12 protein-coding genes are annotated in these 14,031 nt (G+C 70.6%); 6 read left to right on the top strand and 6 right to left on the bottom strand.

Annotated features, from left to right (window positions below; translation table 11 throughout):
- Positions 1–9: 9 nt before the first annotated feature.
- From ACIBKX_RS35580 to ACIBKX_RS35570, 3 genes are all read right to left on the bottom strand, one after another.
- Complete coding sequence (locus ACIBKX_RS35580; RefSeq protein WP_363277135.1) at positions 10–1,752, bottom strand: LCP family protein; 1,743 nt, start codon at positions 1,750–1,752, stop codon at positions 10–12.
- Positions 1,753–1,978: 226 nt separating this feature from the next.
- Entirely contained in the window at positions 1,979–3,241 is a 1,263-nt protein-coding gene (locus ACIBKX_RS35575) for an LCP family protein (protein WP_363277136.1), read from the bottom strand.
- 134 nt (positions 3,242–3,375) lie between these two features.
- Positions 3,376–4,137 carry a TIGR03089 family protein gene (locus tag ACIBKX_RS35570; protein ID WP_363277137.1) on the bottom strand — a complete coding sequence of 254 codons (762 nt, stop codon included), beginning with the start codon at positions 4,135–4,137 and terminating at the stop codon, positions 3,376–3,378.
- Positions 4,138–4,298: 161 nt separating this feature from the next.
- Here ACIBKX_RS35570 and ACIBKX_RS35565 point away from each other — a divergent pair, with 161 nt between their 5' ends.
- The 5 genes from ACIBKX_RS35565 (at position 4,299) to ACIBKX_RS35545 (ending at position 10,029) form a co-directional block, all read left to right on the top strand.
- Positions 4,299–5,867: an N-acetylmuramoyl-L-alanine amidase gene (locus ACIBKX_RS35565; RefSeq protein ID WP_363277138.1), complete on the top strand. Its 1,569-nt coding sequence runs from the start codon at positions 4,299–4,301 to the stop codon at positions 5,865–5,867.
- A gap of 96 nt (positions 5,868–5,963) precedes the next feature.
- A complete protein-coding gene (locus tag ACIBKX_RS35560; protein WP_363277139.1) occupies positions 5,964–7,046 on the top strand; it encodes an NDP-sugar synthase in 1,083 nt (360 codons plus the stop codon).
- Between the two features lie 695 nt (positions 7,047–7,741).
- Entirely contained in the window at positions 7,742–8,011 is a 270-nt protein-coding gene (locus tag ACIBKX_RS35555; RefSeq protein WP_363277140.1) for a DUF1905 domain-containing protein, read from the top strand.
- 65 nt (positions 8,012–8,076) lie between these two features.
- Positions 8,077–9,081, top strand: coding sequence for a DNA-3-methyladenine glycosylase 2 family protein (locus ACIBKX_RS35550; protein WP_363277141.1), 1,005 nt, complete (start codon positions 8,077–8,079; stop codon positions 9,079–9,081).
- Positions 9,082–9,312: 231 nt separating this feature from the next.
- On the top strand, positions 9,313–10,029 hold the full coding sequence (locus ACIBKX_RS35545; RefSeq protein WP_363277142.1) for an alpha/beta hydrolase: 717 nt from the start codon (positions 9,313–9,315) through the stop codon (positions 10,027–10,029).
- Between the two features lie 96 nt (positions 10,030–10,125).
- On the opposite strand, the gene ACIBKX_RS35540 is transcribed toward ACIBKX_RS35545, so the two are convergent.
- The 3 genes from ACIBKX_RS35540 to ACIBKX_RS35530 are packed head-to-tail and all read right to left on the bottom strand — an operon-like array spanning position 10,126 to position 12,936.
- On the bottom strand, positions 10,126–11,433 hold the full coding sequence (locus ACIBKX_RS35540; RefSeq protein WP_363277143.1) for a coenzyme F420-0:L-glutamate ligase: 1,308 nt from the start codon (positions 11,431–11,433) through the stop codon (positions 10,126–10,128).
- Positions 11,430–12,386, bottom strand: a complete 957-nt coding sequence (cofD, locus tag ACIBKX_RS35535; RefSeq protein WP_363277144.1) for a 2-phospho-L-lactate transferase — start codon at positions 12,384–12,386, stop codon at positions 11,430–11,432. Before cofD ends, ACIBKX_RS35540 begins: the two co-directional genes overlap by 4 nt.
- 34 nt (positions 12,387–12,420) lie before the next feature.
- The gene (locus tag ACIBKX_RS35530; protein ID WP_363277145.1) at positions 12,421–12,936 is read right to left on the bottom strand and encodes a cysteine dioxygenase family protein; all 516 of its coding nucleotides are present in this window, start codon (positions 12,934–12,936) and stop codon (positions 12,421–12,423) included.
- A 727-nt stretch (positions 12,937–13,663) separates the two neighbouring features.
- Here ACIBKX_RS35530 and ACIBKX_RS35525 point away from each other — a divergent pair.
- Positions 13,664–13,927, top strand: a complete 264-nt coding sequence (locus ACIBKX_RS35525) for a WhiB family transcriptional regulator (protein ID WP_016642094.1) — start codon at positions 13,664–13,666, stop codon at positions 13,925–13,927.
- Positions 13,928–14,031: the final 104 nt, after the last annotated feature.

The raw sequence follows: 14,031 nt of genomic DNA, 5'->3' as shown, positions 1-14,031 counted from the left end.
TGCTTCAGGTCACTTCGCACACACGGTTTTGTCCGCCTCGACCTTCTGGATGCCCTCCGGCGCCTTCTTCGGAGCGCTGATCGGAATCCCGGCGCCCTTGAAGTCGCCGCCGAGCGTCAGCTTGATCGCCGGGAGCCCCTGCGCGTTCTTCTCGCTCTCTCCGGGCTTCATCGCGGAGCCGGGCAGCCCCATGATGTCCGCGAGCCGCCGGGCCTGGTCGGCCTGGTCGGGCGCGTACTCCAGCGTCGTCTTCTTTATGTCGGACGGCGCGTTGCCGAGTTGGCTGGACTTGAGCACGCCCTCATTGTTCTGCAGCCACGTGAGAGTTGTCTGAGCGGCGCCCGTCTTCCCACTGCCGTTGTAGATGTTGACCCGCACCTCGGAGGGGTCGGCCTTGCTGCCCTTGAGGCGGGCGGCGACCTCGGCCTTCTCCTTCTTCTCCTTCTTCTTCACCTCGGTGAGCGACTCGTCGGCGCGCATCATGGCGAACAGCGGCTGGGCCTTGGCCTCGTCCTCGACGACCGTGACCTTGACCTTCTCCGCCGGGTTGTCCTTCACCGGCACGGTCGCGAAGCTCAGGTTCTTCATGTCGAGCTTGCCGAGCTCCATGCCCAGGCTCTTGAGCTTCATTATGTCGGCGATCTGGGAGTCGACCGAGAGCGCCTCGGTGCCCGCCTCGGCGAGATCTATCATCTTCTTCGGGTTGGTCAGCGTGTCGTTCGACTTGAGCTTGCGCATCAGCGAGCTGAGGAACTGCTGCTGCAGCTCGATGCGGCTCAAGTCGCCGCCGGAGCCCACCGAATGGCGCGTACGGACGAAGGCAAGCGCGTCCTCGCCCTCGATCGTGTGCTTGCCCTTGGGCAGCTTCAGGTGCGAGTCCGGGTCGTCGATGTCCTTGGCGAGACAGACGTCGACGCCGCCGACCGCGCTGGAGAGCGTCTTGACGGCGTTGAAGTCCGCCACCATGAAGTGGTCGGGGACTATCCCGGTGATCTCCGTGACCGTGCGCATCGTGCAGCTGGGCGTGCGGTCGCTCTGCCCCAGGCTCTCGTTGAAGCGGACGTTCTGACTGCCCGGGATGGTCTTCTTGGTGCCGTCCTCCATCGTGGTCGGACAGTCCGGGATGTCTGTGATCATGTCGCGCGGGATGCTCAACGCGGTCGCGTTCGTACGGTCCTTGGAGACGTGCAGCAGGATCGTCGTGTCGGCGTGACCGACGCTCCCCTTGTCGCCGTACTTCGTGTTGCCCTTGCCGCTGCGCTTGTCCGTGCCCATCACCAGGATGTTGATGGCCCGGTCCTTGCTGAAGCCGCCGGTGCCGGCGCCGTCGTCCGGGATCGAGGTGATGTTGTCGTTCAGGTGCTGGTACCAGAGGTACGCACCCGCGCAGCCCGAGACGAGGATGAAGGCGAGCGTGCCGCCCGTCCACATCAGGGCCTTCTTGCCCTTGGACTTCTTCGGCTTCTGCTTGCGCCGACCGCCCGCCGCCTCCGGCTGCGGAGCCCGCCGTCTGCGCTGACCGGGGACCTCGCGCTGCTCGTCACGGTGCTCGTCGCGCTGCTCGTCGCGCCGGCCGCCACGGCCGCGCGTCCCCTGACGGGACGACGACCGGGAAGGTCTGCGCGGTCCGGGCACCGCCGACTGCCCTGCGGAAGGGCTCAGTCGCAGTTCGTAATCGCCAGTGTTCGGGTTGAGTACCCACTGGTCTGCGGGGTCGATGTTCTCCGCCCGCCCACGGCCTTGCGCGTCCACGGTTGTTTGCGTCCTCCGTCGGGGCCACGCGGCGCCTTTCCCCCCTCAAGAAGGCGCTCGGTCAGTCGTTCAGCGGTGCGCCGCCCAGGAGGGCCGGGCGCACCGGATCGCTCACACTATCCGCCCAGTTCAGCGCTGGACGACGCCGGTGACAAATTCCACTCCCCTACAACTGGGCAATCCGCCCCATTTCTTGATGCGCGGTGTCTTTCGTTTGAGGATGCCTTTACCCGCAGGCCGTTCCGGCGGCCGTGTTGCCCCGGAATGTGGGTGCGGGGCTCGGCGTATGCGAGGGGTCGTCCGGCTTCTCGTCGCCGCCGTCCCCCGAGCCGTCCCCGGCGTCCTCGCGCACCGCCTGTACGGGCTTCTCGCGCACCTTGAGGGGCGCGTCCGTGCGCAGCCGCGTGAAGAGTTCGTCGGCGGCGGGCTCGACGAGTTCATCGCGATTGGCGTCGTAGACATACGAACGCCGGGGCACTGTCAGGAACTGCACCCGTTCTGTGGGGATGTTGCGCATGCCGCGCACCAGTTCGTACAAACCACGCAAACTCGCGAGCCCCGGATCAGTCGTCAACGCGGAAGTCGCCGCGTCGAGAACGGGATACAGCTTCGCCGGATTGAGAAGGACGTCATTGCTCCGCACCTTGTTGACGAGCGCCGCGAGGAACTCCTGCTGGCGGTCCATCCGGTCGGTGTCGCTGCCGTTGCCGAGGCTTTTCCTGGCCCGCACATAGCCGAGCGCCTGCTCGCCGTCGAGGGTCTGCCGGCCCGCGGCCAGCTTGACCTTGGCGTCCTTGTCCTTGATCGGGGTCTTGAGGCAGACCTCCACGCCGTCGACCGCGTCGACCATGTCCTTGAACCCGGCGAAATCAATCACCATGTGATGGTCGATCCGGATCTTCGTCAGCTTCTCGAGGGTACGGATCGTGCAGGCGGTGCCGCCGAACTCGTACGCCCAGTTGAACTGCGCGAACTGGGCCCGCGTCCGCGAGCCGTCGGGGCGGCGGCAGCTGGGGATGTCCACCATCACGTCCCGCGGGATCGACACCGCGGTCGCGCTCTGCCGGTCGGCCGCGAGGTGCAGCAGGATCGTGGTGTCCGAGCGCTGGGTGCCCGGATCGCGGCCGTACTTCTTGTTGCCGCGGCCCGCGCGGGTGTCGGAGCCGATGAGCAGGATGTTCTGCGCGTCGTGCACCAGCGGGGTGGGGCGCTCCTTCTCGTAGCGCGCCAGCTCGGCGGCGGCGTCGGTGTCCTTGGTGATGTTGCCGTCGAGCTTGTTGTAGACCGCCCAGCCGGCGCCCGCCGCGCCGAGCACGACCGAGGCGGCGCCGATCGCCGTCCAGCGCAGCCACCGCCGTCTGCGCCGGGCGACGCCCGCACCCGTGGGGCTCGAGCCCGCTCCGGGTGCGTACGTGGCCTTCGGCTCAGGCTGGGCGCCGTCCGGGTCCGGGCGATCCGGTCCGGAGGGCATGCCTGCGGTCTCGGTCACGTGTGAGTCCACCCCTCGTGGCGACGTTCGGTGCATGGTGCGCTCTTACGACCATGGACCGGCGCGGCGCCGGTGGCCTGCGGGCCAGGGGCTGGGGTGGGCCGAACGGGGGACGGGTTACCGGGGGGTGCGGGTTACGCCTGTCGGACGGTGACGGTCACCCGCTCGTCCTCGGTCCGCTTGGCGAGCCCGGCGTCGCCGAGCTGGTCCAGGTGGCGGCAGAGCACCACGGAGCCGCCCGCCGCCAGCGGGGCGTACAGACCGGAGCTCAGGCCTTCCCAGCTGTCGTACGAAAGACCGGAGAGCAGCCGGGACCCCGGCGTGAGCCCCTGCGCCGCGGCGTCGGCGCGGGCCCGCTCCACCAGCTCCGCACCCGTGAGCTCGCCGGCCCCGGCCACCGCGAGGGCGGTCTCGTCCGGGTCCACGGGCGCGTACGGCGCGAACCGGTCGCCCTGGCTCGGCACCTCGACCGCGTAGTCGGCGAAGCCCTCGGGGGCCTGCGGGAAGCGCCCGCCGAGCGGCCGCAGCGCGAGCGCGACGCGCTCCCCGGAGCAGGCGCGCGCCTGCTCCAGCGTGTCGGGTCCGCTGACGACGAGATCGGCACCGGCCGGGTCCCCGCCCACGTCCGCGACGACCCCGACGGACGAACAGGCGAGCAGCCAGACGGCGGTCTGCCAGTGCGCCGGAAGGAGCAGCGCGAGCCGGTCGCCGGGCTCGGCGGCGAGGTCGCCCTGCAGCAGATTGGCGGTCTTGGCCACCCAATTGGCGAAGGTGGCCACGGACAATTCGACGCGCTCGCCCGTGGCGTCGTCGTAGAAGGTGATGAGCGGGCGGCCCGGGTCCGCGGCGAGCGCGGATCGCAGCAGGTCGGCAGGGGTGCGGTCGGTGGCGTTCACGCGCGCAAGGGTACGCGGGTGCCGGTGCGCCGCTCGGGGCGGCGGGGGAGTGGGGGCCACCGGTTCGGCGGAGCGGGCACCACCGGTTCGGCCGAGCGGAACCGACGGTCCGTCAGTTCCCGGATGGACAGAAGTACTCGGCTATGCGAACTATCAGACGTATGCGTGGATTTCTAGCTTCCTCGATCGGCGTCACGTGCGCGGCCGCCCTGTCCCTTCCCCTCGCCCTGCCGTCGTCCACCGCCCGCGCCGAGTCCCCGGCGGTGGGTCCGTCCTCGGCCGTGGTTCCTGGCAGCACTCAGTCCCTCCCGCTCGTCCCGCTCGGCTCGGAGCGTTCCCTGCGTGCGGGGCCCGCCCGCGAACAGGGGCTGCTCCAGCGCGAGGTCCGTCCCTTCTCTCTCGTGGGCGTCGTCTGGGACAACCCCGACGCCGAACTGCACGGCAGCGTCCAGGTCCGTACGCGGGCCACCGGCACCGGCACCTGGTCCGCCTGGCAGCCCCTGGAGACGCACAACCACGAGCACTCCGCCGACCCGGACGCCCCCGAGCGGATCTCCGGCAAGGTCCGCGGGTCCACCGCGCCGCTGTGGGTCGGCGACTCGGACGGCGTGGAGATCCGCGTACGGGCGGAGTCGGAGCAGTCGGAGCGGCCCGTGCGGCTGGGGCGGCTGGGGCAGTCGGAGCGGCCGGTGCGGCTGGGGCAGCCGGAGCGGCCCGTGCGCCGTGCGGCCGTCGCTCCGGAGGCGCCGCTGCCCAAGGGGCTGCGCCTCGAACTCGTCGACCCCGGAGCCGAGCCGCCCCCGCAGGGCTCCCCGGCCGACGGCCCCCGCTTCTCGTCGATGACCGCGGAGAGCGCCGCCGCGTCCGCCGTCAACGCGGAGCTGGCCCCGCTGGGCGCCGCGGTCATCCCTCCGCTGAGCAAGGCGGAGACGGAGTCGGATCTGATCGCGGCGCGGGGTGAGCCGGAGGACGCGGACGGCGCGGACGGCGCGGACGGCGCGGACGGCGCGGACGGCGCGGACGGCGCGGACGGCGCGGACGACGCGGGGGACGCGGACGACGCGGGGGAGGGGTCGGGGGCGGCGAAGCAGGCGAAGAAGAAGACGGACGGCAAGGCCAGGCCGTATGTCGGGCCGCGTCCGCGCATCATCACGCGCAAGGGCTGGGGCGCGAACGAGAAGCTGCGTGAGAAGGATTTCGCGTACACGAAGACCGTGAAGGCCGCCTTCGTGCACCACAGCGCGTCCGGGAACAACTACCGCTGCTCACAGGCCGGCTCCGTCCTGCGCAGTATCTACCGCTACCACGTCAAGAGCAGTGGCTGGCGTGACTTCGGCTACAACTTCGCGGTCGACAAGTGCGGAAACATCTACGAAGGACGTGCCGGAGGTGTGGCAAAGCCAGTCCTTGGGGCCCACACTCTCGGTTTCAACACCAACAGCATGGGCATCGCCGTCCTCGGCTCCTTCGGCTGGTCGGACCCGCCGAAGGCCGCCGTGACGGCCGTCGCCCGGCTGACCGCGTGGAAGCTCGGCCTGTACGGCGCGAACCCGCGCGGAACGACATACCTGAAGTCCGGCGGTGGAAATCTGTACAAGAAAGGTTCGAACGTCCGGCTCCATGTGATCTCAGGGCACCGTGACGGTTTCGCCACGGAATGCCCCGGAAGCCGCCTGTACAAGAAGCTAGGAAAGGCCCGGTCCTCCTCGGCCCGCTACCAGGGCCGCTGAGGCCCGGTCGCACTGCACGATCTGCAAAGCCATCTGCATACACTGGCCGGCCGCGACTCAAGTTCGGCCGGCCCCAGCAGGAAGCAGAGACGACAGGTGACAGAAGCGATCCTCCTGGTCGGCGGCAAGGGCACCCGGCTCCGTCCGCTCACGGTGCACACGCCCAAACCGATGGTCCCGGCGGCGGGCGTACCGTTCCTCACCCATCAGCTGGCGCGGGCCCGCGCGGCGGGCGTCGAACACATCGTCCTGGCCACCTCCTATCTGGCCGAGGTCTTCGAGCCGTACTTCGGCGACGGCTCGGCGCTGGGCCTTCACATCGAGTACGTCACGGAGACCGAGCCCCTGGGTACGGGCGGCGCGATCCGCAACGTGGCGTCCAAGCTCCACTCGGGGCCGGACGAACCGGTCCTGATCTTCAACGGCGACATCCTCACGGGCCTGGACATCCGCGCCCTCGTCGCGACGCACGAGGACTCCGGCGCGGACGTCTCCCTCCACCTCACGAAGGTCGACGACCCGCGTGCGTACGGCCTGGTCCCGACGGATCCGACGGGCCGCGTGACGGCCTTCCTGGAGAAGCCGCAGACCCCCGAGGAGATCGTCACCGACCAGATCAACGCGGGTGCGTACGTGTTCCGGCGCTCGGTCATCGACACGATCCCCGAGGGCCGCCCGGTCTCGGTCGAACGCGAGACGTTCCCGGACCTGCTCGCTTCCGGAGCGCACCTCCAGGGCATGGTCGACTCCACGTACTGGCTGGACCTGGGCACGCCCCAGGCCTTCGTACGCGGCTCGGCGGACCTCGTCCTCGGCCGCGCCCCCTCCCCGGCGGTCCCCGGCCGCTGCGGCGACCGCCTGGTCCTGCCCTCGGCCACGGTCGCCCCGGACGCGAAGCTCACCGGCGGCACGGTCGTCGGCGAGAACGCGGTGATCGGCTCGGGCGCGCGGGTGGACGGCAGCACGGTCCTGTCCGGCGCGGTCATCGAACCGAACGCGGTGGTGACGGACTCCCTGATCGGCGCGGGCGCGGTGGTGGGCCCGAGGTCGGTCCTCACGGGCGCGGTGATCGGCGACGCGGCGGTGGTCGGCGCGGACAACGAACTGAGGGACGGCGTAAGGGTCTGGTGCGGGGCGCGGTTGGGGGCGGGGGCTGTGCGGTTCTCTTCTGATCAGTAGGGGGGCGCTCTGAGGTGATCAGTAGGGGGGGCGCTCTGAGGTGATCAGTAGGGGGGAGCTCTGAGGTGATCGGCGACTTCGATCGGCGCCGGGGCCGCCCGGCCTCTCGGAGGTTGGCGGTTCCGGGGTGGGAGTCAAGGGCGCTCCTCCGTCGCGTCGGCTGCGCCGATTCCGCTCCGCTCCACCCTTGACACCCACCCCTCCACCGCCGGTGAACGCATGACCGAGCGGCCCAGGGGTGAGGCTCACGGGGGGTGTGGGCGGTGTCTTTAGTCTCGTGCCGGGTGCGGACTTGTTCGAGGCAGGCACCGTCGGACGGGAGGGCGGGCGGCACACGGGAGGAGCCCGGTGGGGGCAAGGCTTCGTGCCGGGTGTGGACTTGTTCGAAGCAGGCACCGCCGACGGGCGAGACGGGCCGGGTGGGACTTTCCTCCACCCCGTCCCTCCGACACCCGCCTCCGCGCAGGCACAGCCCTGCAATAGAGGGGCACACGCTGGTGGCAGTACGCCCAACACACGCCGCAACCCGAGAAAATCCCAGAAGCCCCTAAGTGCGAGCCCCCCCTGTAGCCCAGCCGGTGCGCGGCGTTTGCGGCGTGCCAGGTGTGGATCACTCGGCGATGAGTTTCCTCGGCCGCCCCCGTCTCATCTGAAGAAGCCCATCGAAGCAAGCCCCTGAAGAGGCGGTATCCGTCATGGACAAGCAGTTCACCGCGACCCTGCGGAAGAGCCCGAACAAAGGTGGCTGGACCTACGTCGTGTGGCCCGAGTCCGTTGAGTTCTTCGGGACCCGAGGCCTGGTGAAGGTCCGGGGCACGATCGACGGTCATCCGTTCCAGAGTTCCTTCATGGCCCTGGGGGACGGCACGCACAAGCTGCCCGTGAAGGCCGACGTCCGCAAGGCGATCGGCAAGAGGGAAGGGGACAGCGTGAACGTCCGGCTTGAGGAGCGGGTGGACGGCTAGCGGGCGGGGGGCCGGATTCTTGGCCCTCCGCGTGCCAGGCGGCGAAAACGCCTACCCTCGTACAGATGTCATCCCGTTTCGCCCCACGCCCCACCCGCACCACCGTGCGCGGCGGCGAAACGGCGATCCCGCGCGGCGTGCCCCGCCAGGTGACCGCCGGCAAGACCCGCAGCTGGACCCCGCCCTACCCCCTGGACCTCGGCCTCACCCTGGGCCCCCTGCGGCGAGGCCCCGCCGACCCCACCTTCCGGGCCACCCGCGACGGCTCCGCCTGGCGGGTGAGCCGTACCCCGCAGGGCCCCGGCACGCTGAGAGTGGCCCTGCGGGCGGGCACCGTGGAAGCGGAGGCCTGGGGGCCCGGGGCCGACTGGTTCCTGGACCGACTTCCGCAGATGTTGGGCGAATCGGACGACCCGGAAGACTTCGCGCCCCGCCACCGCCTCGTCGCCGCCACCGCGCACCGCCGACCCGGCCTCCGCCTGATCCGCACGGGGCTGGTCCTGGAGTCCCTCATCCCGTCGATCCTGGAGCAGAAGGTCACGACCGACGAGGCGTACCGCGCCTGGCGCCTCCTGATCCGCAGGTACGGCGAACCGGCACCCGGCCCCACCCCCGCCGACCTGCGCCTGCACGTCATGCCGGACCCGAAGACCTGGACGATGATCCCCTCCTGGGAATGGCACAAGGCCGGCGTCGACAACAAGCGCGCGTCCACGATCCTGCGCGCCGCACGCGTGGCGTCCCGCCTGGAGGAAGCGGCATCGATGGAGCCGCCCCAGGCCCAGGCCCGCCTGGAACTGATCCCCGGCATCGGCCCCTGGACCTCGGCGGAAACCGTCCAGCGCAGCAACGGTGCCCCCGACGCCGTGACGGTGGGCGATCTCCACCTCCCGGGCATCATCGGTTACGCCCTCGCCGGCGACCGCAGAGCAGACGACGACGCCATGCTGGCCCTCCTGGAGCCCTACGCGGGCCACCGCCACCGAGCCGCCCGCCTGATCCTCCTGAGTGGCAGAACCCCACCCCGCAGAGAGCCGAGAATGCGGGTCGGCAATATCGCGCAGCTGTAGCCGGAGCCCTGTCAGGGGCACGGGGGGAGGGGGAGGAGTCGGGGACAGTGCCCCGCGGAATTCCGTTGGGTGTGCCCGCCCGCCCCTGCTAGCCTCCCCGTGGCCGTGCGGCAGAACTAGGAGGTGGTACCCGTGAACGCAGTTTCGACATGGGTGCTCCCCTCCGGGGTCACGGTCGGGCGATAGGTCGTCCGGGAGCGCCGATCAAGCGCACTCCCGAAAGGCACGACCATGCGTTTCACTTCTCAGCAGCGCCTGGACGACGGCGTACTCGAACGCGAATTCATCCTCGGCGAGATCCCCGGCACCCTGTGGACGCCCGCCGCCCCGGCCCCGCTGGTCCTGATGGCCCACAACAACGGCCTGCCCAAGCGGGACCCCCGGCTGATGGCCCGCGCCCGGTACACCGCCGCGCGCGGCTACGCTGTCGCCACCATCGACGCCGCCGGCTGCGGCGACCGGCCCCGTTCCGCCGCCGACGAACAGGCCCGCGCCGAAATGCGCCGGGCGGTGCAGGCCGGGGAGCCGGGTGACGAGGTCTTCGAGTCCGTCGTCGGGCCGCTCGTCGGCGACGCCGTCCCGGAGTGGCGGGCCACCCTGGACGCTCTCCTCGCGCTGAGCGACATCAGCGGTCCCGTCGGGTACTCGGGGTGGGCCGCCCTCGGCATCCGGCTCGCGGCCGTCGAACCGCGCGTCGCCGCCGCCGGGCTCTTCGCCGGAGGCTACGTCCCCCGCGCCCAGCGCGCCGAGGCCCGGCAGGTCACCGTTCCGCTGCTGCTCCTGCTCCAGTGGGACGACGACGGCAACCCCCGGCAACGCGCCCTGGACCTGTTCGACGCCTTCGGCAGCAAGGAGAAGACCCTGCACGCCAACCTGGGCGGGCATCTCGGCACCCCGGCCTTCGAGTTGGAGGACGCGTGCCGGTTCCTCGACCGGCATCTGAAGTGACGCGGTAGGCGTGATCAGCCGCCCCGGCCGGTACCTGTGTCTGCCGGTCGGGGCGGCGGGCCGCCGTCTGACTCCGCCTCATCGCCGGGCCCGCCCCTACCGCACCGCGATGAAGTCCCCCGCGTCCCGGCCGGCCCGGGCCCTGGGATCGGCCGCCGCGTGGCCCACCGCCACCGCCCCCATCGGCTCCCACGACTCCGGCAGTTCGAGCACCCGGCGGACCACGTCCCTGCAGAACATCGTCGACGAGACCCACGCCGAGCCGAGGCGCTCCCCGGCCAGCGCCACCAGGAAGTTCTGCACTCCGGCACCGGCCGCCACCACGAACATCTCCCGTTCGGCGGCGTCCCGCCTGGCGTCCCCGTACGGGTGCGAACCGTCCATCACCATGCAGGGCACCACCAGGTACGGCGCGTTGCGCAGTACGTCACCCCTGCGCACCCTCTTGGCGATCGACTCCTCCGACTTCCCGTCCCGGCGAAGGTCGGCGATCCATGCGTCCCGCATCGCGTCCAGCAGTCGTACCCGTGACTCCGAGGACTCCAGGAGGACGAAGCGCCACGGTGTCGTGTGGTGCGGCGCCGGTGCCGTCACCGCCGCTGCCACCGCCCGTCGCACCGCCCCGGGGTCCACCTCCTCGTCCGTGAACTCCCGCACCGTCCGCCGCAGCGTGACCGCTTCCCGGACGGCCTCGGACGTGCCGAGCCGGAACATGTCGTCCCGGGAGTCACGGACCATGATCCTGGCCCCCTCGTCCGCCGCGCCGCCTCCCACGACATGCGGGAGGCCGCGCACGACCGCTACCGGCAGTCCGCCGGCCTTGCCCTTGACCAGGTCGCCCGCCGCGGCGAGTTCGTCACCGGTGGCCACGACCGTCGCGCTCAGCGGATTCCCGTACGCGTCCGTCCCGCCCCGCAGGTCGTCCAGGACCCGCACGCCCGCCGCCCCGATGGCGACATCGGTGAGCCCGGAGCGCCATGGACGCCCGAAGGTGTCGGTGACGATCACGCCGACGTCCACGCCCAGCGCGTCCCGCACCCCCTCGCGCACGGCACGGGCCGAGGCGTCGGGGTCCTCCGGCAGCAGAAGGATCGTCCCGGAGGGGGTATTGGAGGCGTCCACGCCGGCCGCGGCCATCACGAGGCCCTGCCGGTTCTCGACGATACGAAGGGTCCCGCGCCGCGCGACCACCCGCACCGTCTCGCTGTCGATGGCCGCCTCGCGGTCCGCCGCCTCGACGATCCGGCCCTCGGCCTTGCTGACGATCTTCGAGGTCACCAGGAGTACGTCCCCGTCGGCGAGCCCCGGCTCGGCGGCGACGATCAGCTTGGCGAGGTCGTCCCCCTGCCGCACCTCGGGCAGCCCGGGCACGGCCCACACACGGAACGCAGGGGACGGGCTCACGCGCGCACCGCCTCCGCGAGGTCGAGCGCCGCCCGCGCCATCTCGGCGGCCGCGTCGACGTCGGTCATCAGGAGCGGGATCGCGCGACAGCGGATGCCCGCCGACTCGATCCGCTCCACGGAGCCCTCGTCCACGGTGTCGACGAGCCAGCCGTCGAGCAGCCCCGAGCCGTAGTGCTCGGCGACCGCGGCGGCCGTCGACTCCACGCCCACGGCCGCGAGCACCTTGTCCGCCATGCCCCGCACGGGCGCGTCCCCGACGATGGGGGAGAGCCCCACCACCGGAACGTCCGCCTCGGCGATGGCCTCGCGGATGCCGGGCACGGCGAGGATCGTGCCGACGCTCACCACGGGGTTGGACGGCGGGAAGAGCACGACGTCGGCCTCGGCGATGGCCTCCAGGACGCCGGGCGCGGGCTTGGCCTGGTCGGCGCCGACCGGCACCACCGCGTGCGCGTCCACGGAGGCGCGAAGGCGTACCCAGTACTCCTGGAAGTGCACGGCCTTCTGCTCGCCGTCCACGGTGACGGCGACATGCGTCTCGACCCGGTCGTCCGACATCGGGATCAGGCGCACGCCCGGCTGCCACCGCTCGCACAGCGCCTCCGTCACCGCGCTGAGCGGGAATCCGGCGCCGAGCATCTGCGTCCGCACGATGTGCGTGGCGAAGTCCCGGTCGCCGAGCCCGAACCACTCGGGCCCGACTCCGTAGGCGGCGAGCTCTTCCTTGACCTTGAACGTCTCGTCCGTACGACCCCAGCCCTGCTCCTCGTTGATGCCGCCGCCGAGCGTGTACATCACCGTGTCGAGGTCGGGGCAGACCTTGAGCCCGAACAGATGAATGTCGTCACCGGTGTTGCCGATGACCGTGACGTCCGCGTCAGGCGCGGCCTTCTTGAGCCCGCGAAGGAAACGGGCGCCGCCGATACCGCCGGCCAGTACCACAATGCGCATGAGGCCAAGCATGTCAGGCGGGTACGACACCGCGTCAGGCGGTTACGACATCTCCGGCCGAAGGCGCACCGGCCGCCGCCGCGCACCGCGCCGCGTGCATCGGCATGTCGGTCAGGCCGGGATAGTAGACGTGCAGGCTGACGGCCGGTTCCAGGGAGTCGTTCACGACCTCGTGTACGTAGCCGGGCGCGAAGACCCGCTGGGCGCCCGCGCCGAGTGCGCGCTGCCCGCGTTCCGTACGCTCCGTCAGTTCGCCGTCCAGGACGGTCAGCACGCCGGACGACCGGCCGTGGTCGTGCAGTCCGCTGCCCTGTCCGGGCACCCAGGAGAGCAGCCACACCTCGTAGCCGGGCCCCGTGCGCAGCCGGTGGTACCAGCGGCTGGTCGCGTCGTACTGGACGAGGTGGGCCCACTGGGCGCGGTCGGCCGCGATGGTGCGGGCCAGGCCGACGAACTCGGCCACGGTGGCCGGGTGTTCGCGGACGGGCTGCAGGAGGTGCGGGACTTCGAGGATGTCGCCGGCGATCTGGAGGTCGCTGTCGCTGTTCATCGTGCGGTGGTTCCTCAACGTGAGTGCTGGGGTGTCGCGAAGGGATGGTGAAGCGGGGAGAGGCTCAAGCGGTGAAGCTCTGAAGCGGGGGCTGCGGCTCGGGACCGGGCTCCGTGAAAGTGGCGGAAATGGCGCGATCCGAGCGGTTCAACAGCTGGAAGCAGGTCGGCTCAACAGCTGGAACAGGAACAGCGACAGCGCGCGTGGGCAGCACCGAGGAGCCCGCTGCTGCGGGTCGTCGAGAGTGCCAAGTTTGCGAGCATGCCCACCAGGACAGCGGCTCACACCTTCTATGTCAACTCGATGTCCGCTATGTGGGATATGTTTCACCTCATCCGGTTGTTCTGTGAGGCGAAAGGTTTGTGCATCCGGCGCACGGGACACATGGCGCATCAACCGGCGCGTAAACCCCGTCGCGACCACGTGACCCGAATGTGATCCCTTTCGCTTCGGTCGAGCGACTGCAACGGGGTCGATCCCCGTGACGTCCTTCCCTGGTGGGAGGCGGTCGCGGGGCGCCTCGGGATGGGCCGCTGGCAAGTGTCAGGGTTTATGTCGATTTGAACACTTTCCGCATAGCCTTGGTTCCGCAGAGTGAATAAGGGGCCCAATAGCAGATCTCGGCTTGACTGGCCCGGATCGGCACACTTGTAATTTCACTCGTGTCGTTCAGCCGAAATCGGTAACGGCAGCACCACGGGGACGCACGTACAGACGAGGGGCGCACATGACCGAGCTGGTTCAGGAACTGCTGGTCGAGGACGCGGACGAGGAACTCGGCTGGCAGGAGCGCGCACTGTGCGCCCAGACCGATCCCGAATCCTTCTTCCCCGAGAAGGGCGGCTCCACGCGCGAGGCCAAGAAGGTCTGCCTCGCCTGTGAGGTCCGCTCCGAATGCCTTGAGTACGCACTCGCCAACGACGAGCGATTCGGCATCTGGGGCGGCCTGTCGGAGCGCGAACGCCGCCGCCTGAAGAAGGCCGCCGTCTGACAGTCACCGCACAGGCGCGCGTCACGCGCGCGTGCGAGCCACGCAGGCGCGTGCGAGCAGGCCGGCCAATTCGGCACACATCTCCCGTAATCAATGCGCAACGA

Source organism: Streptomyces sp. NPDC050658 (assembly GCF_044457025.1).
GTDB lineage: Bacteria > Actinomycetota > Actinomycetes > Streptomycetales > Streptomycetaceae > Streptomyces.
Note: the sequence above shows the minus strand (reverse complement) of the source record. Positions and strands in the feature narration are given on the sequence as shown.